This window comes from Paenibacillus azoreducens (assembly GCF_021654775.1).
Lineage (GTDB): Bacteria > Bacillota > Bacilli > Paenibacillales > Paenibacillaceae > Paenibacillus_AQ > Paenibacillus_AQ azoreducens.
This window is the reverse complement of sequence record NZ_AP025343.1, coordinates 7,053,030-7,075,096: the sequence shown is the minus strand read 5'-3', so window position 1 is coordinate 7,075,096 and position 22,067 is coordinate 7,053,030. Positions and strand designations below refer to the sequence as shown.

Below are 22,067 nucleotides of genomic sequence, written 5' to 3'. Positions count from 1 at the left end.
TCTGAAGAAGCGGAGCGTTCGCCTAAAAGCTTTCCGCAGGAAAGCTAGCATCGAAAGCATACGCTTTGTCACCGAATTTTGACCATATGAAAGATATAATCAAAGAAATTCGGTGACAACAGCGATCGGAAGAACGATCCGGACCCGAAGCGGTCAACCCGCATAATATCAAGAGCTAATTCCAGTATTGAGCTGTACTTAAATCAATAAACTGGCGCGCAACAGAGCGGATAGCCGCTAAACCGTAGCGCCTATATCCATCCGTTCTCTTCCGCCAGGCTGATCGCTTCAATCCGGTTTTTGACTTCCAGCTTATTGAGAATTTCCGAGATATAATTGCGAACGGTGCCATGCGAGAGGTGAAGCGAGCGCGCAATCTCATTTGTAGTTTGACCCGAAGAGATCAGCCGTAGAACTTCACATTCTCTTGGCGTGAGCGGATTTTTTTTCGCAACCGAATCAAAGATCAGCTCGGGTGATATGGCGCGATGACCTTGCATCACCCGCCGGATCGATTCGGCGAGCTTATCGCTCGGCTCATCCTTAAGCAGATAACCGCTGACGCCGGCCTTCACGGCCCGTTCAAAGTAACCCGGGCGGGCAAAGGTGGTCAGAATGATAATGCGGCAGGGCGAGAATTCCGCTTGAAGCTGCTCGGCCACTTCGATTCCGGTTAATATCGGCATTTCGATGTCCAGCAGGCAAACATCGGGTTTCTGATTTAATATCATGGACAGCGCCTCCTGCCCGTCCCCGGCTTCCCCGATCACCTCCAGGTCGTCTTCGAGGTCAAGCAGGGAAGCAAGGGCGCCGCGCAAAAGCCGCTGGTCCTCGGCAATTACGATTCGGATCATATGGACTCACACTCCTTGCCGGGTTTAGGGTATCGAATGCGATCCATTGTCGCATGCAAGTTCGTTGTCGGACGTTTTTCTTTTAACAATAGGGATGCATATCGTGGCGGTCATCCCGCCTGAGGACGCGAGCTCAAGTGTACCATCAATCAGTGATAAACGTTCCCTCATGCCTTTGAGGCCATTGCCATCGCCCCGTGTTTCATTATCTTCGCTGCAGCCGATACCGTTATCGCTTATGGTCAGCCGGAGTTCGCCGGAGGTTTTTTCCACCGCGATTGTACATTCATCGGCCCGGCTATGTTTGACAATGTTGGTGACGGATTCTTTCAAACACATGCTGAGAATGTTTTGAGCGACTTCCGATATGCCTTCGAGCCGGAAATCCCCTTTGGCCTGATATGCAATCCCTGCGCTCCTCAGCATCCGCTCAGACGCTTTCAGCTCTTCCGCTACCGTTAGTGTTCGCATGTTGGTTACAAGCTCACGGACCTGGCGCAGAGCGGCTCTGGAAGTCTGCTCTATTTCCCTGGCTTCCAGCAGAGCCTTCCGCGGGTCACGTTCGATCAGCCGGGTCACCAGCTGGCTCTTCAGGGTGATCAGCGATAAAGTATGCCCCAAAGTATCGTGCAGGTCACGCGAAATACGCAGCCGTTCTTCACGTTTCACCAACTCTTCGATCCGTTCATTGGCCTTGTTCAGGTCTTGTTCCAGCTTCTGCCGTTTGAACATAGACCGCATGCCGAACGGCGACATCATCATGACGGCCATAAAAGGAAGCGTAATGAACATGTCCTGCCTTCCCATCCGGGGAAAGTTGATTATAAATGGCAGGATCAACATGACATAAAATATGGCCAATGAGATCGTAAAACGCCGCTGATCCTTATAATAGGCAATAAAGCTGGCCGTGTAGAATCCCAAAAACAGATTGTAGGGATTATACAGCACGCAAAGAAGGAAGGAGAGGAGCATTTGCAGGCCGAGCCAGTAATTGAACGATTTCTTTGCAAAAAACAGCTGGCGGTAGGTCAGCAGGAATAGGGCAATCATCAGATAACCCGTGACCATCCTTAAGCCCCGTTCCTGACTCATGTAATAAATGGGCATCGAAAGATAAATAAGCCACACATAAGGAAAGAACCCCAGTTCTTTCGGGAAAAGATGAAATTCCGAACGCTTCAACAACTACACCGCTTCCTGTTTTTTTCGAATATATATGGATAGTACCATAAACAGGAGCAAATATCCGGCCAAGATCAAAATTGACTTCAGCTCTGGCGTCTGCCCTGCGGCAATCGCCCACACGCCACTGCCATAATTATAGGAAGGAAGCCATTTGCCTATCGTTTGCAAGAAGGAGGGGAAGTTGTCGATCGGCATCCACATACCGCCCAGAACGGCCATCAGCATATAAGTGACATTGCTTACGCCGCTTGCCGTATCCACGCGTTTCATGCTTCCAAAGAGCGTGCCCAAGGCGAGAAAAGGGATGGAGGCAACCAGGATCCACAGGCCGCTGCCGATCCACTGTCCTGCCGACATATGAACGCCATTGATCAAGAAACCTGCAATAAAAATGACGATGATCGAAAAAGCATGCATGACCGTTTGCCCGAACATTTTCGAGATAAAATAGATGCTTCCGGGCAGCGGCGTAATCCGCATGTACACAGACCATCCGAGACTTTGCTCCTGCACCATTCGGATGCCGACGGTCATAATCGCCGATCCCATGACGCTGAAGGTGGCCATCGACATCAAATAATGCGCCTGCCAAGCTTCCGCGTTATCTATCCCGGTATTCACGAGTTTGGTGAAAATAAAATAGAACAAAATCGGCATCATCAGGGACCAAAATACGAAATAGGGATTGCGGATAATCCGCAGCATTTCAACTTTGCACTGCATGAACATCATTTTCATTATGAAACTGCCTCCTTCTCTTCGTTGCCGGCAATCATCAGCTCGAAAGCGTCATCCAGCCGTCCCTGTTCAGTACGGATATCCCGGGCAGGGATGTTGTGCCGGAAAATAGCCGCAAGCACACTGTCGGTGTTATCGGCGGTAACGATCCATCTTCCATCCTGTTCTTTGCAGTCATGCACGCCGGGAATGGCGCGCATACGATGATTGATTTCGCCAGCACCATAAGAGGCATCTCCTTTTAAATCCGCGATAAAAGAGACCGAGCGGCTGGTCAGTTTGGATACAATTTCGTCTGGGGTACCGTCCGCGGCGATCTTCCCTTTGTTGAAGAGAAGAATGCGGTCCGCAGTCGTTTCGGCTTCTTCCAGGTAATGCGTGGAGAACAGAATCGTTTTGCCCCGGCCTGCCAGAGCTCTGGCTTGCTGCCAGAACGCCCGTCGTGCCGTGGAATCAAGTCCAACCGTCGGCTCGTCGAAGAAGAGAAGATCGGGATCTCCCGCAAGCGCAAGGGCAAATCCCAGTCTACGCTTTTGACCTCCTGACATCTTGCTCGCGCGCTGGTTCATCTCCTCCGGTGTAAATCCGGCCAACTCCGCCATTTCCGACAACTTCAGTGGGTTCGGATAGTAGGTTCGGATCATGGACATAACCTCATGCACTTTGAGTCCATCAATAACGCTAACCTCCTGCAGCATTGCGCCAATGCGTCTTTTCACCTGGGCATCCTTGGGGGATTGGCCAAAGATCTTAACGCTGCCTTGGCTAGGCTCGCGTAGTCCGAGCATCATGGAGATTACCGTCGTTTTTCCTGCTCCGTTAGGTCCAAGAACTGCGGTAACCGTACCGCGGGGGATGTTAAAGGAGACGTCATCCACGGCGGTCTTGCCAGCATATAATTTAGAAACATGTTGGAGTTCAACAATATTTTCCATAATATCCTCCATTTTCGTTCATTCCTTTTTGGTTAACATTGATACATTCATTTTAGAAGGATATAACCATGCCAAGTAGTGTGCGCTGTCATGAAAAGCATATGACAAATGTCATGTGCCGTGAGGGCGGGGAATGGGCTGCTTGCACCTTTAGCGGATGGGGATCAAGTAGCCGATTCAGCCTGAATAATACCGCTTGGCAAGCGGCTTGTGACAGTTCTCACATCTCTTGACCGATAGAAAGGCTTCAATTATAGTTGGTACAGTAGAGCAAACTATTATAAGAGGAAAAAAGGTGGCTTGTAACATGTCTGAGCAAATCTACGTTGGTGTCGATTTAGGCGGTACAGCAATTAAAGTCGGCATCTGCAATCAAGCAGGGCAGCTAATTCAAACGTATGAAGGACCTACAGAAACGGAAAAAGGCGTGGATGTTGTCGTTGATAATATCGAGAAATATGTACGTCATATTGTCGAACAGTCCCCATACAGCTGGGACCAGCTAGCCGGTGTTGGCGCAGGGGTTGCCGGGTTTACCAATGTCCGTGAAGGCATCATCATTTTAGCACCGAACGTAGGTTTCCGGGATGTGCCGATTCGCGCCATTCTGGAAGAAAAAATCGGCAAGCCTATTAAAATAGACAACGACGCCAATGTGGCCGCGCTTGGGGAAGCCTGGAGCGGCGCAGGACGGGGAATCGAAAACTGCGTATGTTATACGCTCGGAACGGGCGTAGGCGGCGGCATTATCATCAATGGAAAAATCTATCAAGGTTTCTCGGGTCTCGCTGGCGAGCTGGGCCATATTTCCGTCGTTCCTGATTTGGAAGCCATCCAATGCGGCTGCGGCGAAATGGGATGCCTTGAAACCGTATCTTCGGCGACGGGCATTATCCGTATGGCCAAAGACGCTGTTGAGCGCGGCGACCGCACTTCTCTGGCGCTGGAAACGAATATCGCAGCCAAGGAAGTGTTCGACGCGGCCAAGGCCGGAGACGAAGTGGCTTTACGGATCGTGAAGCGCGCCGCTTTCTATCTGGGGAAATCCATGGCGGCGGTGGCAGCTACGCTGAACCCTGAAGTGTTTATTATCGGCGGCGGCGTGTCCAAGGCAGGGGATATTCTGTTTAATGAGGTACGCGACGTATTCGCCAAATTGACGCCGGAGCCGCTGCAGAAAGGCGTTTCCATTCTGCCTGCACAGCTTGGCAACGATGCGGGCATCGTCGGCGCGGCAGGACTTCTGCTTCGTTCCTAGGTTTTCAAGAAGATAAGCTTCCGAAGGAGATGCCAAACCTATTCGGCTAGACTTCATCAGAATTGCAAGCCAATGCGGATTCGGTTCTTAATGTTCCGGATACTAACTTAAAGGGAGGGAAAGCTGATGCTTGAGGATGAAAATAGGGCGTCGGCCATGGCCACCCTGATTATTGTCACTGGTATGTCGGGGGCAGGCAAGACGCTTGCGGTTCGCAGCATGGAGGATCTCGGGTTTTTCTGCGTTGATAATCTGCCGCCGGTGCTGATTCCCAAATTTGCCGAATTGATTGAACAGTCCAAAGGCAAAATCGCAAAAGTGGCGCTGGTGATCGACCTGCGCGGACGTGAATTTTTTACGGCCTTATCCGAATCCTTGAATTATATCAAAGAACATTTTACGATTCAGTGCGAAATTCTTTTTCTGGAAGCGACGGACTCCGTGCTGGTACAGCGGTATAAAGAAAGCCGCCGCCGGCATCCTCTAGCGCCTGAAGGCATGCCGCTTGACGGCATCCGCCTGGAACGCAAAATGCTGGAAGAGCTGAAGAGCTCAGCCACCGTCGTACTGGATACGAGCAATATGAAGCCGGCACAACTGAAGGATAAAATCATATCTAGATTTTCCCAGATTGAGGGCAACACGTTGTCGGTCAACATTACTTCGTTCGGCTTCAAATACGGCATTCCGATTGACGCTGACCTGGTATTTGACGTCCGTTTTCTGCCGAACCCGCATTATGTGGAGAGTTTGCGGCCGCGGACCGGTCAGGACAGCGAAGTATACGATTATGTCATGAAATGGCCTGAAACCCAGGCATTCCTGACGAAGCTGCTGGATATGCTTCATTTTCTGATCCCGCAATACCGGAAGGAAGGCAAAAGCCAGGTCATCATCGGCATTGGTTGCACCGGCGGCAAACACCGTTCGGTGGCCATCGCGGAGTATTTGGGCAAAATGCTGGGAACCAGCGAAACAGAATCGGTTTCGGTCAGCCACCGGGATTCTGAACGTGATCGGCATTAATGAGAGTGGAAGTGATGAGAGTGGCTGCACAAAAAAGAGAGCGTCCGCGCATTGTTGTTATGGGCGGAGGCACAGGTTTGTCCGTCATGCTGCGGGGCTTAAAGGAAATGCCGCTGGACATCACGGCAGTTGTCACCGTGGCGGATGACGGAGGCAGCTCGGGCATTTTGCGGAGCGAACTGCAGATGCCGCCGCCTGGCGATATCCGCAACGTACTGACGGCATTGGCTGATGTAGAGCCGCTGCTGTCAGAGATGCTTAGATACCGCTTCAGCAACGGCTCGGGTCTTGCCGGGCACAGCCTGGGCAACCTGATCCTGGCTGCGATGACCGATATCAGCGGTGATTTTGTTACGGCAGTAAGAGAATTGAGCCGTGTCTTCGCGGTGCGGGGGCGCGTGCTTCCCGCGGCTGATGAAGCGGTAGTGCTGTCGGCGGAAATGATGGACGGTACGATCGTAACCGGCGAATCGAAGATTCCTGAAGCCGGAGGGCGAATCAAGCGGGTGTTTTTGGAGCCCGCGGCCGTAGAACCGCTACCCGAGGCGGTGGCTGCTATTGATGAAGCCGATGCGATTCTAATCGGACCCGGGAGCTTGTACACCAGCATTTTGCCTAACCTGCTGGTTCCCAAGCTCGCAGAGGCCGTGATGGCTTCGGAAGCCATTAAAATTTTTGTTTGCAACGTCATGACCCAGCCGGGAGAGACCGACGGATACACCGTCAGTGACCATCTTCAAGCGATTTATGATCATATCGGCAAGCATTTATTCGACTACGTCATTGTTAACAGCGGGGATATTCCTCCGCAGGTGCAGGACAAATACGCCGAAAAGGGCGCAAAGCCGGTAGAGCTTGATTATGATGAAGTGACGAATCTTGGGTATAAGATCATCGCCGATACGTTGGTGCTTTTCCGGACGTATTTGCGGCATGATGCCGAGAAACTGAGCCAACATATTTATCAGCTGGTTCAGGACTGGATATTACGAAAGAGGTGAGAGACCCGTGTCGTTTGCGGCGCTGACAAAAAAAGAACTGACCATGATCGAAGCAGACGCCTGCTGCGAAAAGGCCGAATTGTCGGCATTGATCCGCATGAACGGGGCTGTGCAGCTTTCGAACAAAAAGGTGATTTTGGATATATCCACTGAGAATGCGGCGATTGCCAGACGAATCTACACATTGATCAAAAAGCATTTTCAGGCTCATACCGAGCTGCTCGTCCGTAAAAAAATGCGTTTGAAAAAAAATAATGTCTACATCGTCCGTATTCCGGCGCGCGTTCAGGAAATACTGAAAGAGTTGAATATTGTCTCCGAAGGCTTTCTGTTCCGGGCGGATATTCATCCGGACCTGGTCAAAAAGAACTGCTGCAAGCGCGCCTATTTGCGCGGGGCGTTTATGGCAGGAGGTTCGGTCAATAATCCGGAGGGTTCCTCTTACCATTTGGAGATTTCTTCGATGTACGAAGAACACTGCAAGGCTTTGGTAGACCTGGCGAATGAATTTCAACTCAATGCCCGCTTTATCGAGCGGAAAAAGGGATTTATCCTGTACATCAAGGAAGGCGAGAAAATCATTGAATTTTTGAGCCTGATCGGAGCGCACCAGGCATTGTTCAAGTTTGAGGATGTACGTATCATGCGCGACATGCGCAATTCCGTGAACCGGATCGTGAACTGCGAAACAGCCAATCTGAACAAGACCATCGGAGCCGCCGTTCGGCAGATCGATAACATCAAGCTGCTGCAGAAGGAAGTGGGGCTTGAAAACCTGCCCGAAAAGCTGCGGGAGGTTGCCGAAATCCGTCTTGCGCATCCGGATATGAACCTGAAGGAAGTCGGAGAACTTCTAAAGGGAACGGTCAGCAAATCCGGCGTAAACCATCGTCTGCGCAAAATCGACGAACTCGCCGAGAAGATTCGAAACGGCTAGTTTTTTCTTCTAGTGTCGTTCATGTTATAATGTTATAATGTTACCAAATGTGATATGAGAACTATGCAGATTTCTTAATAGGGGGTAAGGTTTCCATGACAAAGCATCCGGTAGTTGTCCGCTTGAAAACGGGTCTTCATGCCAGACCGGCAGCGTTGTTCGTCCAAGAAGCGAATAAATACTCGTCTGAAATTTTCGTGGAAAAAGATGATAAAAAAGTGAACGCCAAGAGTATCATGGGAATTATGAGCCTTGCAATCAGTTCAGGTACGGAGATCGTGATCAGTGCCGAAGGCGCGGACGCAGATCAGGCTGTAAACGCTTTAGTCAGCTTGGTGGGCAAGGAAGAACTCGAGAACCAATAATATGGGTTGATTCATACTCCGCCTGAATTTTTCTTGCGGTCCTTTTTTCAAAGACAGCCTTTTCTTCAACCGAAGAGATGGCTGTTTTGCGTTTTACGGGCATGTCCTCGTTTTAATTTCCCAATCTTACAAAAAGTTACTTATTATCCGATACTTATAAGTCTTGCGGGGCCGTAGCTCTGCTGTGTATGAAAATTCCATTAAAAATTCCATTGGAGACCCTGGTTTGATCGAATATTGGGCAGAAAAACTTTCTCCTATCTGCAACATTTCCCAACCCTCAACGTCTAGTAGACAAAACGGGTAGAGAGAACAGAAAAGCCGCGGTGAAACATCGATGCAGGCTTTTTACTAACCTTAACCCGTGGGAAAACTGTTTGATATATGAGGAGGTCAATGAAAATGAACAAATGGATCAAACCGGTAGGTTCTGTATTGATTGCGGGAGCAATGTTGGTAGGAGGAGCCGGGGTCTCTGGCATCGCGGGATCATCCGTCGCCTATGCGGATCAAGCTTCGGACCGCAATATGGTGAGTGTCGTCGGCAAAGGGGAAATTTCTGTGAAGCCGGACATCGCTTATCTTTCGATTGGAGTCGACACTCAAGCGGATACGGCGCAAAGCGCGCAAAAAGCCAACGCCGAAAAAATCCAGAAAATTAACGATGTTTTGAAAAATACTTGGAAGATCGAAGACAAGGATATCAAAAGCGTGTCCTTCTATGTACAGCCCAATTACACTTACAATGACAAAGAGGGGCAAAAAGTAAAAGGATATACGGCTCACCACACGCTTCAGGTTTCTTACCGGGATCTGTCGAAAGTCGGCAAGCTTTTGGATGATGCCTCGACTGCAGGAGCGAACAATATCGATAACATCACTTTTTCCGTTGAAAACCGCGACCAATACGAAGAGCAGGTGATTCAAAAAGCGATGGCGAATGCCGACCTGAAGGCAGGGTCCATTGCCAAAGCCGCAAAACGCCAGCTCGGCTTGGTGCTGTCAGTAAGCCAGGGAGATGTCAGCAGCCCGGTCGTTTTTGCTGAAGCGAAAATGGCGGCTGGGGCAGCCAATGATGCGGCGAGTTCCACTGCCGTAGCGCCTGGGGAAATCAAGGTTTCGACGCAGCTCAGCGTGCAATATGAACTGAAATAAAACATTTATGACAGGAAAAGTCGTCCGTCCCGGGTGAGCTATGAATGGCTCAGGCAGGGGCGGGCGTTTTGCTGTATTCGGGTGTTAAAATTCATCTTTTGATTACATATGAAGCTTTTTCCTGCCTTAACATACAGAAAAGTGTTGTACCCGGGGGGAAAAAACGGTATAGTGAATATGCGAATTTTTGTACATGTGAGGGGTGTTTCCGGAAGAATCCGGAGAAACTTCAAATAAATTGAATAAATTCGAGCCTGGTAAGCCATACCCATGGATATGGCTTTTTTTTCTTAAGATAGAGAACCGGGGTCCCCGCAAAGTAATCGGAATAGGCTTCGAAGGCCACGCGTCGCTTTGTGGGGTTATTTTAATGCTCTGTCCTCTGCAATAGATCAGATGATAGGCGTTTTTCGCATGTTAGGGTCTGTAGATGAAGTTTCGGTTTATAAGTTGGGTTCAGAAGATCCAGAAGTATCGATAGGGGGTTGATGCATATGATTGACCTTGTCCAGATTGAAAAGCATTTTGAAGGACAAGTCGTTGTGCATCCGCTATCACTGAACATTGAGGAGGGAGAATTCCTGACTCTGCTCGGTCCTAGCGGCTGTGGTAAGACAACTATACTTCGCATGATTGCCGGTTTTGAGACACCGACCCGCGGCGACGTGATTTTGGCAGGTCAGAAAGTGACCAGTTTACCGCCAAACCAGCGGGATTTGAACCTTGTATTCCAGCATTATGCGTTATTCCCGCATATGACGGTTGAAGAGAATATCGCCTTCGGGCTTAAAATGAAAAAGATGCCAAAGGCAGAACAGAAAAAGCGGATTGAAGAAGCGGTGGCCATGACTCAGCTTACAGCACTGACCGCGCGTTACCCGCACCAACTTTCGGGCGGGCAGCAGCAGCGTGTAGCGATTGCGCGCGCCATTGCCAACAAACCGAAGGTGCTTCTGCTGGACGAGCCGCTTGGCGCACTGGATTTGCAGCTCCGTAAAAATCTGCAATCCGAGCTCAAACATCTGCAGCGTTCGCTGGGCATCACCTTTGTATACGTGACTCATGACCAGGAAGAAGCCATGATGCTGTCCGACCGGATCGTCATTATGAATGGGGGCAAGGTTGAGCAGGTTGGAACGCCGCGGGAAATTTACGCTGCTCCCCAAACGTTGTTTGCTGCCACCTTTGTGGGGGAAAACAATATTTTTTCTTCAGACCAGGGGCTTTTTGCCGTTCGTCCGGAGAAATTGCAGCCTGTGCGCGAACTGAACGGAGCCCGCGTTACCGGAGTCATTGAAGACGTATTATATCTTGGCAATGTGCACAAGCTGACCGTTCATCTGGATCAGGAGCCGATGTCGGTGACGATTGCGCTCGATTTTACGGATGACAGGCCGTGGCAAATTGGTGAGCGGATCGGGGTGAACTGGAGTCCGAAGGACGAGGTGATCATCGGGGCATGAGAAAGTCAAAATTTTTGATGATACCCGTGCTGCTATGGATGGCGCTGTTCCTTCTGATCCCGATGGTCATTGTCGTGGTCATTTCTTTGATGAGCCGCGACACGCTGGGCAATGTTGTCTTTCACTTTAGCTTGAGCGGCTACAAAACCTTTTTTGAATCGCTGTATTTGGGGATTTATTGGGACACATTGGTTCTGTCGGTGGTGACGACAGTAATTTGTTTACTTGTCAGTTATCCGCTTGCTTATTATATTGCTAATGCCAAACCCAAGATTCAAACCTGGGGGCTCGTATTGATTACGATTCCGTTCTGGATCAACTTCCTGATCCGAACCTATGCCTGGGTCCTTTTGCTGCGAACGCAGGGGATTGTGAATTCACTGCTGCTGCATTTTGGATGGATCAATGAGCCGCTGCAAATGTTATATACCAAAGGAGCAGTGCTGCTCGGCATGGTATACAACTTTATTCCGTTTATGGTGCTGCCGATTTATGTTGCGCTCGAACAGATGGACAAGCGGTTGCTGGATGCGGCAAGCGATCTTGGGGCAACGCGCTTTAAAGCGTTCCGCCATATAACGCTTCCGCAAAGCAAATCCGGCATTATGACCGGCTGCGTTCTGGTGTATGTGTCCACGACGGGGATGTTTGTCGTTACGGATATTTTGGGCGGAGCGAAGTCGATGATGATCAGCAACATTATCCAGGCTCAGTACCTGGGAGCACGTAACTGGCCGTTTGGTTCGGCGTTGTCGGTTATTTTCGTCGTTACGTCGCTGATCCTGATTTTGCTGTTTAACCGGGCCATGCAGTCCCGGGCAGACCGTGCGAAGGAGGGGACAGCATGAATAAGAAAAGTCATCCCCTCTTGGGGATTCATTCCCTATTGATGATCATCTTTATCTATGTGCCGATTTTGCTGATCATCGTCTATTCCTTTAACAATACGAGATTGAGCGGGGACTGGAAAGGGTTCACGTTCCAATGGTATGCTTCGCTGCTGAAAGACCGGCATGTGATGGAGGCCTTGATGAACAGCTTGACGGTTGCAGTGGTCTCTACGATCGCTTCCACGCTGCTGGGGACGCTTGCGGCCTTGGCGCTGCGAAATCTCGGCAAGAGATGGAAGAGCAGCATGAATGGACTGATGTACCTTCCCGTCGTCATTCCGGATATTATTATGGGATTGTCGCTGCTTGTGCTGTTTAATCAAATCCAAGTTCCGCTCGGCAAGGCGACGGTAATTATCGCCCATATCACATTCAGCATGTCATATGTGTATGTAGTCGTGACTGCGCGGCTGGCCGGTATGGGACGGCAGCTTGAAGAGGCTGCGTCCGATCTTGGCGCAACCAGATGGAACACCTTCAGGTACGTGACGCTGCCGCAGATTTCGCCGGGAATTATTTCTGGCGCGCTGATTGCCTTTACGATGTCCCTGGATGATTTTATGGTCAGCTTTTTCGTGGCGGGCCCAAGCTCGACCACGCTGCCGATCTACATCTACGGTCAAGTGAAGCGGGGAATTTCGCCGGAAATCAACGCGTTATGTACGCTATTGATTTTGGTTAGCGTGATGCTCATCCTGCTGGCCCAGTTCTTCCTGAACCGCGGCAAAGGGCAGAAAAAGCATAAAACGCTGCCGATTTAAATTTAATGATTATATAGAATGACCCCAAAAAATGGAGTAACGGAAAGAGAGGAGATATGTAACTGTGAAAAGAAAGGGTATCGCCGGCTTGCTGCTGGCAGGGGCTATTGCTGCATTGTCTTTGACGGCTTTGGGAGGCTGCTCTTCCAAAGAGACGCTTCATATTTACAGTTGGGCGGATAACTTCGACGAGGATGTACTGAAGGATTTCGAGAAGAAATATAACGTCGATATCACGTACGACAACTATGCAAACAATGAGGACCTGCTGGCGAAGATCAAAGCAGGCGGAGGCGGCTACGATCTGATTCAGCCTTCCGATTATATGGTGGCCACGATGATTAAAAACCAATTGCTCGAGCCGCTGGATATGAAAAACATTCCGAACTTCGTCAACATCCAGGACTCCCTGAAAAATCCGGTTTTTGATCCAGGCAATAAATATTCGATCGTATACATGTCCGGGGTCACCGGGATTGCCTATAACAAGAAATATGTGAAGGATAAGATCGACAGTTGGGAAGACCTGTGGAATCCTGCCTATAAAGGCAAGGTGCTGCTGCTGGATGATAACCGCGAGGTGATCGGCATGGCGCTGAAAAAGCAAGGCCATTCCAACAGCTCTACCAATGAAGGTGAAATCAAATCCGCCGTGGATGATCTGAAAACACTGCTGCCGAACGTGCTGGCTTTCGATACGGATACCATCAAGCAAAAAATGATCCAGGAAGAGGGCTGGATCGGTACGGTTTGGTCCGGCGACGCAGCTTTTATCGTCAAAGATAATCCGGATATCGAATTCGTGGTTCCGAAGGAAGGATCGACCATTTTCGCTGACAACTACGCCATCCCGAAAGGCGCCAAAAACAAAGAACTGGCTGAGAAGTTCATCAACTACATGCTCGATCCGGAGGTCAGCGCGAAAAATTACGAGTCCATCGGCTACAGCGATCCGAACGCCAAGGCGATGCCTTATCACAGTGAAGAATACCGTAATAACCATATGATCAACCTGACGGAAGACGAGATGAAACGCACCGAGTGGCTCGGCGACGTCGGCGCGACGCTTCAGGTATACGACCGTTACTGGACCGAACTGAAGAGCGGACGGGAATAAACGCGCCCGATGCTAAGCTCGACTTCAAACTGGAAATCCCCTTTCAACAAGGAAAGGGGATTTTCTGTGTTTTAAAACAAAATATTTGCTAAAACATAGACGTTGATATAGAATGTCTAATAAATAATAAATGTAACAGGGAGTTGTTTGTTTGTGGATCATGTTTCCGATCAGTTGCTGCATGCCGATATTTATGATTTAAAACGCGGGTACGTGGAGGATCCGTCCCTTGAAACGTACACATGCCTGATTTGCGGGCATCAAACGGAGAAAGGGGTCATTTATCCGGACAACGGCTTGTTATATGATGCGGAAAAATCGATGCGCCACCACATTAATCATAAGCATGACTCCATGCTGGATTATTTGCTGAGTTTAGACAAAAAGCTGACGGGTTTGACCGATTTGCAGCGGAAGCTGATTGGATTGTTTAACGAGGGGCTTAGCGATCAAGATATCGTGGCTGAGCTTGACGGGGGGAGCACTTCGACTATTCGGAACCATCGCTTTATGCTGCGCGAAAAGATGAAGCAGGCGAAGCTGTTTCTGGCGGTGATGGAGCTAATGGAAGAAGGGGGCAGACCTTCCAGCCGTCCTGGTTCCGCCGCCCCTCCCAAGACGATAAGTTCCGCACTTCCGGGAAAGCTGGGCGAACGCCTTCCAATTTTGAAAGAAGAAAACGAAAAGATTCTTAGCAAATATTTTATAGAGGGCCTCAACGGGCGGCTGCAATCTTTCCCCAAGCAGGAAAAGCGGCGGGTTGTCATCCTGCGGCATATCGCCGCAGACTTCGAGGAAGGACGCATGTATACCGAAAAGGAAGTGAACCAGCTGCTTGAAGCGCGTTATGCCGATCATGTGACGTTAAGAAGGTTGTTGATCGAATACGGATTTTTGGACCGTTTGCCTGACGGAAGCGAATATTGGGTCAAGCAACCGGAGGGGAAAGGAAAGGGGATAAAGGATATGAAAAATCAGAGAAGAAAAGAATTGGTCAATGAATATATGAACACGCCGCGTCCTATGGGGGTGCTTCAAATTCGCAACAAAGAAAACGGCAAGATATACGTAACGAGCGGCATGAATTTGCCTGGGGTTATTAACGGCCAGAAGGCGAAGCTTAGTTCCGACTTTCATGTCAGCCCTTCCCTGCAAAAGGATTGGAAAGAACTTGGCGAGGAAGCATTTGCTTTTGAAATATTGGAGGAGCTCAAGCCTGATCCCCAGGCGGCCAACGATCTGAGCCAGCAGAAAATTTATACGGAGAAAGTGAAGAAGATGGAGGAGAATTGGCTTGAGAAGCTGCAGCCGTATGGTGAAAAAGGATACAACAGACGACCAAGAGGCGAATAACTCCTAGAATAATCCCTAATCTGCTTTTTCATCTCCTCTTTATTACGTGTACGATCAATCAAGGCTTGTAATAGCGGGTAATAAATGATTGACGATCTATACGTATAAAGGGGGAATCTGGTAAAATGAATGTCAGGTAAAATCTGTTAAGGTCAATCGGAAGAGATCCCGTTGTAAAAGTGCTACAAAATGGTAAACATAATTATACTTTTTTAGCTTGGAGACGACAATACTGTAACCGGGTTTGTCATCAAAAGTCGAAAAAAGCTTTGTATAATATGGCTTATGAAATTGATTTGATATGTAGCAATGTTTGGGGAGAGGGGATTTTACCGATGAATAAAGGAATGAAATGGGGAGCGGCCGTTATGGCTGCAGGAGTACTGTTTGGAGGAATGGGTGTTACTGGAGGATTAAGCGTGCATGCAGCCGCCAAACCAGCGGTTAAACAAGCCGTACAGCCATCTGTAACGCTAAAATATAATGGTAAATCATTAAGCCAGAAGGGGATTGTTGTCAACGGCATTACGATGATTCCACTGACGGTGCTGCGCGATAATTTGGGCCTGCCGCTAAGCTACAATCCGGGCACCAAAACGTACAGCGTCGGAAGCGGCACGCAGAAGCTGAATCTCGAAGTGTCCCAATATGGCGTAGGTACGAATCTTAACGGCTATTATTTGGACAGTTATGATGACGAAGATATTTATGGAGCCAAAAACTTGAATGGCCATTTGTACGTGCCGTTCAAGGTTCTGAATGATTATATGGGCTTCAAAGGGGTATGGAATCCTGCCCAGAAATCGCTTGAAATCAGCAAGCAGGCGATGAATAAAATCAGCATCTCCGCCGAAACGATCACGAAGACAAATAAAAATGCCAGCATTGTGATCCATTATCCGAAAGTAAGCGGGCTTGAAGACGATGCACAGCAAAAAATCAATGAGGTGTTCAAGAAGCAGGCTGATGATTTCGCGGCATACAGCGAAGAGCAGGCGGCCCAAAGAGATGGCTCCGTCGAAGAGCATACATATGATTTTGTGCAAAATTTTGCGGTAACCTTCAACCGCGAAGGAGTGCTCAGCATCGTAACGGATCAATACAGCTTTACGGGCGGCGCGCATGGCAGTACGGCTCGTGAAGGCTTGACCTTCTCCCTCAAGGACGGCAAGCAGCTTGCTCTCGACGAATTGCTGAAGTCGGCCCCGGATTACAAGCAGAAACTCGGCAAGATGCTTAAGCAAAAAGCAAAAAACATTGCTTTTGACGACGCCAAAGTCGGATTAAACGAAAAACCGGATTTCTACTTAAAAGAAGGAGGCTTCGCCATCTTCTATCAGCAATATGAGATTGCGCCGTACGCGGCAGGAATCCCAACATATACATTCAGCTTTGGCGATGTGCTTCCGAAGGGAACCAACCCTTTCGCGGCGTTTAAACAAGGGAATTAGTGCTGATAGAAGCGAAAGTAGCGAAGGAGACGAAATCGATCTGAAGAAGCTAAAAGCTTTTTGAAAAAAGCTACTTCGGAAGCATATGCTGCGGTCGCCTAGAAGCTTTCCTTCGGAAAGCTAACATCGAGCATACGCTGTCTCCGAATTTCTACCTTAGATATGATCCGAGAAATTTGGAGGCAACAGTGATCGGAAGAACGATCCGTAACCGTAGCGGCCAACTCGCGATTGATAAAAACTAATTTCAGTATTAAACAAGAAAAAGGCGGCCCCTCGCGGGACCGCCTTTTTATAAATGAATGAATGTATTGGATTAGGCGTCAAATACGAAATCTTCATCAGTCAAAGGTTCGATATTAATTGCGCGGACGTAGCCGTTGCCTTTTTTCGAGAAGAAGTCATGCTGCTTGGTATGCGTGCTGATGCCGTTGAAAACGATCGGATTGATCGGCTCTTCCGGGAAATACGGTTCGAAGCCGAGATTCATCAGCGCCTTATTGGCGTTATAACGGACATACGTTTTTACTTCCTCCTGAAGGCCGAGAGAGCTGTACAGGTCATCCGTATACTTAACTTCGTTCTGATAGAGCGTATCCAGCAGCTCGTACATCTCTTTTTTCAGCTGATCCTGATCTTCAGGGGTGAAATCCTGGAACAGCTCTTGGGCGAGAATGCCGACATACAGACCATGGATGCTTTCGTCCCGGAGAATCAGGTCGATGATTTCGCCGCTGCTTGTCATTTTGCCTTGTCCCGCCAAATAGAGCGGATAGAAGAAGCCGCTGTAGAACAGATAACTCTCCAGGAACACCGATGCGATCATCGCTTTATACAGACCCTGTTTGGTTTCGATGTTGGTGTACCACGACTCGATCAGCTTGGCTTTGAATTGGAGCTGCTCATTATTTTCTACCCAGCGGAAGATGTCGTCAATCTCCTCGGTCGAAGCGAGTGTGGTGAAAATGCTGCTGTAGGATTTGGCATGGATCTGCTCCATCATCGACATGAAGCCGAGCACAGCCTTTCTCTGCAGCCCTTCAACATGCTCCAGCACCTTAGGCATGCCCACGCCGCCTTGCAGCGTATCAAGCAGCGTCAGGCCCCCCAGCACGTGTTTGTAGACCGTACGCTCGTCATCGGTCATTTTGATCCAGTCCATTTTGTCATCGGAAAGGGGAATTTCATCATCGGTCCAGAACTGCATAATATTCTGCTGCCAGAACATCAAGGTAAAATCATCGTCCGGCCGGTTCCAGTTTACTGCTTTCATCAGGCAATAACTCCTTTTATATGAAGAAGGCAATGAGGGACCCCGAAAAGTCCCTGCATAACCTTATCGTATTTTCGATTTTTTAAACTGCGCAGCTTGTGCATTCTTCGATGGACAGTTTTTTCGTCCGGGTGTAATACAGCGATTTAAGCCCTTTTTTAGCGGCGTAAATGTAAAAGCGCGACAGTTCGCGGGTCGTCACATTACTGTTGACATGGAGTACGGTCGATATGCCTTGGTCCACATGCTGCTGAATTTCGGCAATCATATCGATCAGGCGGAACTGGTCAATGTTGTATGCCGATTTGTAATACCACTGCGTTTCCGCACTCAGGAAAGGCATCGGGTAATATGTCGTGGAATTCGCGTATGTACGCGTTTCGATATGTTCGACGATCGGCATGACGCTGGATGTTGCGTTTTGGATGTACGAGATGCTTTGCGTTGGCGCGATAGCCAGACGGTAAGCATGGTACAGGCCGTACTTCTGCACTTGTTCCTTGAGTTTGGCCCAATCCTGAGGGGAAGGGATTTCAATGCCTTCAAACAGCTTTTGCACCCGTTCCGAGTTCGGTCTGAAGTCCGTTTCGAGATAACGGTCAAAATAAGTGCCCTTCGCATATTCGGATTTCTCAAAATCATGGAAGGTGATGCCGCGGTCACGGGCGATTTCCATGCTTTGCTCAAGGGAGTAGTAGTTCATCATCATGAAAAACGCGCTGGCAAATTCTCTTGCTTCAGGGCTTTCATAGGCGATTTTGTTTTTCGCCAAAAATCCGTTCAGGTTCATGGCTCCAAGGCCGACCGAATGCAGTTCGCTATTGGCGCGCTGCACGCCTGGAGCGTTGTCGATTATGGAGAGATCGCTGACCACGGTCAATGCTTCGATGCCGACTCGTACGGACTCTTTGATTTTTTTGCGTTCCATCACGTTAACGATGTTCAGCGAAGCCAGGTTGCAGCTGATGTCCCGCCGGATGATATCGCCTGCGCCATAGTTGTTGATTTCCGAAGTCTCCTGGAGCTGGAAAATTTCCGTGCACAAGTTGGACATTTTGATCTGGCCGATGTCTTTCAGCGCATGAATGCGGTTTGCATTCGTTTTGTTCACGATATAAGGATAGCCGGATTCAAGCTGGGTAGACGCGATTTTGGTCAGCATGTCGCGTGCGCTCATGACGGTCTTTTTGGTGACCTTGTCATTGGCGAGCAGCTCGTCGTACATCGTGTCGAGATCCATATCATCCAGATGTTGGCCGTAAGCTTTATAGACCGAATAAGGGCCGAATACGACAAGCGGTTTGTTCTGAGCGGCGAGCTCGTAGAACTTGTTCGGGATGATCAGGCCGATGGACAATGTTTTGATCCGCAGCTTTTCGTCGGCATTAATCTTTTTCGAATCGAGGAACTCGATGACATCCCAACCAAAAATATTGTAGTAACCTGCGCCCGATCCTTTGCGCTGCCCCATTTGGTCGGCATAGGAGAAAGCATCTTCCATGAGCTTAAGCACCGGCATAATGCCTTTGGCCGCTCCGGCCACTCCTTTGATCGGTTCGCCGCGTCCGCGCAGCTTCGACAGGTTGACGGCTACGCCGCCCCCGATTTTGGACAACTGCATGCAGGTTCCGAGCACATAGTTGATCGAGTTGAGGGAGTCGTCCATTTCCAGCAGGAAGCATGACACCAATTCGCCGCGGCGGCTTTTGCCCGCATTCAGGAATGTCGGCGTTGCCGGCTGCAGGCGCTGTTCGATCATAGCTTCCGCGATGCGCAGTGCCTTAGCGCCGTCTCCATCCCCAAGATGAAGGGCGACAATGGCGACGCGGTCCGGGTATTGCTCCAGATATTTGCTTTTGTCATTGGTCTTCATCGCGTAATCCTTATAGAACTTGGATATAGCCATGTAGGATTGGAACTGGAAGTCGCTTTTGGATGTGAGGGTAAATACCGATTCGACTTCCTCGTAAGTATATTTTTCAAATACATTTTCGTAGTAGTCATTTTCAATCAGGTAATCCAGTTTCTCGCGAAGGGATCCGAATTTCATGGTTTGTTCTTCGACTTCTTCCATAAAAGCCGCGACCGCTTCTTTATCTTTCTCTAATTGAAAATATCCGTCCGCACCGCGCTGCATCAATTCGTTGTTCAATTCAATATGCTTCAATAGTCCGCACCCTTTCAACAAAAGTTTCTATATCCTGCGATGTTCCCGACAGTTCGAATTTCGTAATGACCGGAACATGGTACATATCGGAGATGGTATCCGCGCTTTTGGCAAAGCCCGGTCCCCAGTTGCGGTTGCCGCTGGCGGAAACCCCGCGCAGCATCTTGCTGTTATGGGACAAAAATGTTTTTACCTTTTCAGGCACTTGCCCAAAGCCGGTCGTATACGTCACAAGAACATAAGGTTCGTTCACCTGTTCCTGTTCCGCGATGGAAACGGCCCGCATATTCAGCTTGTTTATAAAACGTCTGACATTCCCGGTTTTGGAATCGTAGACAACCAACATCCCTATCACTCCTAACAGATATTTTGCAATAAAAAACGACGCTGCCTTCCGTGCTGCTTCTAGTTCCAGAGGCAAGTCGTAGTGGTATCATTTAGGTTGAATTCATCAATATGTAGATGGCAAAATGAATTTTACCTCAATATATTGGGATAGTCAATGTGTAAATGTCTACATCCCGATGGGAGTGTGAGGGTGAAAAAAGCAGGAAATCTATCATTTTTAACGCTTAATCCTATTATTCGGCCAAAAGCGCCAAAAGAAAAAAATTTAAAATTTGAAAACAAAAAAACAGGGGCTTCTCCCCGAAATCTGGTGTGCCAGACTCTCGGAGAAAGCCCTGTTTTTAAATTTATAAGTTTTTGGGTTCCCAGCAAAGTATTTGGAATAAGCACAGAAGCATAGGCCAAAATAATAGACCAATTAGATTGTCCTGAATAGCGTAACAATGGGCGCTTTTCTTACTAGTTTAAGCAGCGATTTTCTTGATCGCGCTCTATTAAACGCCTTTTACCGGAGGATGCTCGAGCACCTTATCGACAATGCCGTATTCGGCAGCTTCCTTCGCGCTCATGAAGTAGTCGCGGTCGGTATCTTTTTCGATGCGTTCCAGCGGCTGGCCTGTGCGTTCGGCGAGGATACGGTTCAGCGTATCGCGCATTTTCAAAATGCGGCGGGCGCGGATTTCGATATCCGTTGCCTGTCCTTGAGCACCGCCAAGAGGCTGGTGGATCATGATTTCACTGTTAGGCAGGGCGTAACGTTTGCCTTTCGCGCCTGCGTTCAGCAGGAATGCGCCCATGGAAGCAGCAAGACCCACGCAGATGGTGGATACGTCCGGCTTGATGTATTGCATGGTATCAAAAATCGCCATACCGGCTGTAATGGAGCCGCCCGGGCTGTTGATGTAAAGATGAATGTCCTTCTCAGGGTCTTCGGCAGCCAAGAACAGCAGCTGGGCAATAATCGAATTGGCCACCACGTCGTTGACATCGGATCCCAGGAAAATAATGCGGTCCTTCAAAAGTCTGGAATAAATGTCGTAGGCGCGTTCGCCGCGGTTGCTTTGTTCAACGACCATAGGTATATAACTCACGTGGAAAACCTCCCTTATTTAGATTTTGCAAAATTCGATTTCAGTCGCTCCCAGGGAGCAATATATATAACGAACAAGATCGTTTCGATCTATATATTGCTAAAGTCGCTTCTTAGATTTTTGCAAAACCCTTAATTGATTTAAATGTAATCATTCTATACATACTTTTACCGTATTAACCTCATGATAAACAATTCCAATCAAAAAGTCAAAGAAAGTCAAACTCCGGGCAAAAAAAATAGCCTATGATTGGCTTTGGGCTTACGGGTTAAATATATGGTACAAGCTTTCATTATAAAGTAATGGCGCGCCCGCGAGGAATCGAACCTCGATCTCAGGCTCCGGAGGCCTACGTCATATCCATTGGACCACGGGCGCATGATGCAAATTGTGAGATGTGCTGCCAGCAAGTACTGACACATACATTTCATGCAGCAAAAGTTATTATACGCTAAACCGGGTGACTTTGCAATAGTTCCTTTTCTAAAATCGGCGGAAACCTTGTTTTTCCATATACTGCCGTGCTTTGTTGTGAGGAACTGCACACGCGCTTGTATAAGAGGAAGAAAGAATGTAAATGATAGTCGTTGGACTACTTGCAACAGAGCCGGAAATTGAGTAAAATGTAAGTGGGACTTAAAACGTTAACCCGGGACATTTTAAGGCCAGGAACCGGAGAGAAGGAACTTGAAGTTG

At 48.8% G+C, this 22,067-nt stretch carries 21 protein-coding genes and 1 tRNA gene; 13 read left to right on the top strand and 9 right to left on the bottom strand.

Translation table 11 applies throughout. The annotated features are described in order from the left end of the window. Window positions 1-251: 251 nt before the first annotated feature. From L6442_RS31660 to L6442_RS31645, 4 genes are read right to left on the bottom strand one after another with little or no spacing between them, the layout of a single operon-like run. Window positions 252-854 carry a response regulator transcription factor gene (locus tag L6442_RS31660; RefSeq protein WP_212979900.1) on the bottom strand — a complete coding sequence of 201 codons (603 nt, stop codon included), beginning with the start codon at window positions 852-854 and terminating at the stop codon, window positions 252-254. 24 nt (window positions 855-878) lie between these two features. Beyond that, complete coding sequence (locus L6442_RS31655) at window positions 879-2,042, bottom strand: sensor histidine kinase (RefSeq protein ID WP_237100145.1); 1,164 nt, start codon at window positions 2,040-2,042, stop codon at window positions 879-881. Further along, entirely contained in the window at window positions 2,043-2,780 is a 738-nt protein-coding gene (locus tag L6442_RS31650; RefSeq protein ID WP_194234984.1) for an ABC transporter permease, read from the bottom strand. Further along, window positions 2,780-3,715: an ABC transporter ATP-binding protein gene (locus tag L6442_RS31645; RefSeq protein WP_212979899.1), complete on the bottom strand. Its 936-nt coding sequence runs from the start codon at window positions 3,713-3,715 to the stop codon at window positions 2,780-2,782. The genes L6442_RS31650 and L6442_RS31645 overlap by 1 nt, the downstream gene beginning before the upstream one ends. 307 nt (window positions 3,716-4,022) lie before the next feature. Here L6442_RS31645 and L6442_RS31640 point away from each other — a divergent pair, with 307 nt between their 5' ends. From L6442_RS31640 to L6442_RS31585, 12 genes are all read left to right on the top strand, one after another. Further along, complete coding sequence (locus L6442_RS31640; protein WP_194234986.1) at window positions 4,023-4,973, top strand: ROK family glucokinase; 951 nt, start codon at window positions 4,023-4,025, stop codon at window positions 4,971-4,973. A gap of 126 nt (window positions 4,974-5,099) precedes the next feature. Next, a complete protein-coding gene (rapZ, locus tag L6442_RS31635; protein ID WP_194234987.1) occupies window positions 5,100-5,999 on the top strand; it encodes an RNase adapter RapZ in 900 nt (299 codons plus the stop codon). A gap of 14 nt (window positions 6,000-6,013) precedes the next feature. Next, on the top strand, window positions 6,014-7,000 hold the full coding sequence (locus L6442_RS31630) for a gluconeogenesis factor YvcK family protein (RefSeq protein WP_194234988.1): 987 nt from the start codon (window positions 6,014-6,016) through the stop codon (window positions 6,998-7,000). 7 nt (window positions 7,001-7,007) lie between these two features. After that, window positions 7,008-7,937: a DNA-binding protein WhiA gene (gene whiA, locus L6442_RS31625; RefSeq protein ID WP_212979898.1), complete on the top strand. Its 930-nt coding sequence runs from the start codon at window positions 7,008-7,010 to the stop codon at window positions 7,935-7,937. Window positions 7,938-8,032: 95 nt separating this feature from the next. Next, entirely contained in the window at window positions 8,033-8,302 is a 270-nt protein-coding gene (locus L6442_RS31620) for an HPr family phosphocarrier protein (RefSeq protein WP_194234990.1), read from the top strand. Window positions 8,303-8,704: 402 nt separating this feature from the next. Next, window positions 8,705-9,457: an SIMPL domain-containing protein gene (locus L6442_RS31615; RefSeq protein WP_212979897.1), complete on the top strand. Its 753-nt coding sequence runs from the start codon at window positions 8,705-8,707 to the stop codon at window positions 9,455-9,457. 488 nt (window positions 9,458-9,945) lie between these two features. Further along, window positions 9,946-10,920, top strand: coding sequence for an ABC transporter ATP-binding protein (locus L6442_RS31610; RefSeq protein ID WP_194234992.1), 975 nt, complete (start codon window positions 9,946-9,948; stop codon window positions 10,918-10,920). Further along, complete coding sequence (locus L6442_RS31605; RefSeq protein ID WP_212979896.1) at window positions 10,917-11,768, top strand: ABC transporter permease; 852 nt, start codon at window positions 10,917-10,919, stop codon at window positions 11,766-11,768. The genes L6442_RS31610 and L6442_RS31605 overlap by 4 nt, the downstream gene beginning before the upstream one ends. Next, window positions 11,765-12,571 carry an ABC transporter permease gene (locus L6442_RS31600; RefSeq protein WP_212979895.1) on the top strand — a complete coding sequence of 269 codons (807 nt, stop codon included), beginning with the start codon at window positions 11,765-11,767 and terminating at the stop codon, window positions 12,569-12,571. The genes L6442_RS31605 and L6442_RS31600 overlap by 4 nt, the downstream gene beginning before the upstream one ends. Before the next feature lie 64 nt (window positions 12,572-12,635). Next, entirely contained in the window at window positions 12,636-13,688 is a 1,053-nt protein-coding gene (locus tag L6442_RS31595) for a polyamine ABC transporter substrate-binding protein (protein WP_212979894.1), read from the top strand. A gap of 153 nt (window positions 13,689-13,841) precedes the next feature. After that, the gene (locus L6442_RS31590) at window positions 13,842-15,041 is read left to right on the top strand and encodes a DUF2087 domain-containing protein (RefSeq protein ID WP_212979893.1); all 1,200 of its coding nucleotides are present in this window, start codon (window positions 13,842-13,844) and stop codon (window positions 15,039-15,041) included. A 335-nt stretch (window positions 15,042-15,376) separates the two neighbouring features. Next, a complete protein-coding gene (locus L6442_RS31585; RefSeq protein ID WP_212979892.1) occupies window positions 15,377-16,492 on the top strand; it encodes a PdaC/SigV domain-containing protein in 1,116 nt (371 codons plus the stop codon). A gap of 316 nt (window positions 16,493-16,808) precedes the next feature. Here the strand turns inward: L6442_RS31585 and nrdF are convergent, their stop codons facing one another. The 3 genes from nrdF to nrdI form a co-directional block, all read right to left on the bottom strand. Continuing rightward, window positions 16,809-17,765 carry a class 1b ribonucleoside-diphosphate reductase subunit beta gene (gene nrdF, locus L6442_RS31580; RefSeq protein WP_194234997.1) on the bottom strand — a complete coding sequence of 319 codons (957 nt, stop codon included), beginning with the start codon at window positions 17,763-17,765 and terminating at the stop codon, window positions 16,809-16,811. Between the two features lie 82 nt (window positions 17,766-17,847). Continuing rightward, window positions 17,848-19,932, bottom strand: coding sequence for a class 1b ribonucleoside-diphosphate reductase subunit alpha (gene nrdE / locus L6442_RS31575; protein ID WP_212979891.1), 2,085 nt, complete (start codon window positions 19,930-19,932; stop codon window positions 17,848-17,850). After that, a complete protein-coding gene (gene nrdI, locus L6442_RS31570; RefSeq protein WP_212979890.1) occupies window positions 19,919-20,278 on the bottom strand; it encodes a class Ib ribonucleoside-diphosphate reductase assembly flavoprotein NrdI in 360 nt (119 codons plus the stop codon). Before nrdI ends, nrdE begins: the two co-directional genes overlap by 14 nt. A gap of 192 nt (window positions 20,279-20,470) precedes the next feature. On the opposite strand from nrdI, the gene L6442_RS31565 reads away from it, so the two are divergent. Continuing rightward, window positions 20,471-20,680 carry a hypothetical protein gene (locus L6442_RS31565; RefSeq protein WP_194235000.1) on the top strand — a complete coding sequence of 70 codons (210 nt, stop codon included), beginning with the start codon at window positions 20,471-20,473 and terminating at the stop codon, window positions 20,678-20,680. Between the two features lie 94 nt (window positions 20,681-20,774). On the opposite strand, the gene clpP is transcribed toward L6442_RS31565, so the two are convergent. Together clpP and L6442_RS31555 are read right to left on the bottom strand one after the other, a co-directional pair. Then, on the bottom strand, window positions 20,775-21,371 hold the full coding sequence (clpP, locus tag L6442_RS31560) for an ATP-dependent Clp endopeptidase proteolytic subunit ClpP (RefSeq protein ID WP_272880307.1): 597 nt from the start codon (window positions 21,369-21,371) through the stop codon (window positions 20,775-20,777). 303 nt (window positions 21,372-21,674) lie between these two features. Beyond that, a tRNA-Arg gene (locus L6442_RS31555) sits at window positions 21,675-21,749 on the bottom strand. Window positions 21,750-22,067 lie beyond the last annotated feature (318 nt).